Source organism: Paraburkholderia sp. JHI2823 (genome assembly GCF_038900695.1).
Classification (GTDB): Bacteria; Pseudomonadota; Gammaproteobacteria; order Burkholderiales; family Burkholderiaceae; genus Paraburkholderia; species Paraburkholderia mimosarum.
The window spans coordinates 1-414 of the sequence record NZ_JAYMRY010000314.1; the positions used below are offsets into that span (position 1 = coordinate 1).

Annotated in this window: 1 protein-coding gene; it reads right to left on the reverse strand. The window is 51.0% G+C overall.

Annotated elements, in window-relative coordinates; genetic code table 11:
* Positions 1–414 (reverse strand): hypothetical protein (locus VSR34_RS38795; RefSeq protein WP_342965287.1); only part of this gene is annotated, 414 nt, incomplete at both ends.

Genomic DNA, 414 nt, shown 5'->3' on the forward strand with positions numbered 1-414 from the left:
GTTGACGCTGGCGAGGTTGTAGAAGGGCTTGTGACCCTGAAGCAAGCAAAGGAGCTTTCCCCTTGTCTTCTTGAGTGGATGGAGGCTGAGCGGTGACTTGCTCTTCAACCTCAGATGTTTTCCCCAGCTGGTTGTTTGGAAGCAACTGGCGGACAAGAACTCTGAGTTCCTCTTGTCTTTGAGATAGGTCTTGGATGAGAGCCATCTGGCCCACCAACTGTCCCATCACTTGGGTCCTCAAGGTTGTCAGATCAAACTGCAACTCCGCAAGCTGGTCACTCCTGGCATTGTTGGAATTCTCCAAACCCTTGGTGAGGAGAGATTTCATCTCTTCTTGCCCCAGAGACAAGTTCAGGAACATCTCCTGCAGCTGAGCAGTCTGGTCTTGGATGTCTTTGACAGACCTTTCTAGAG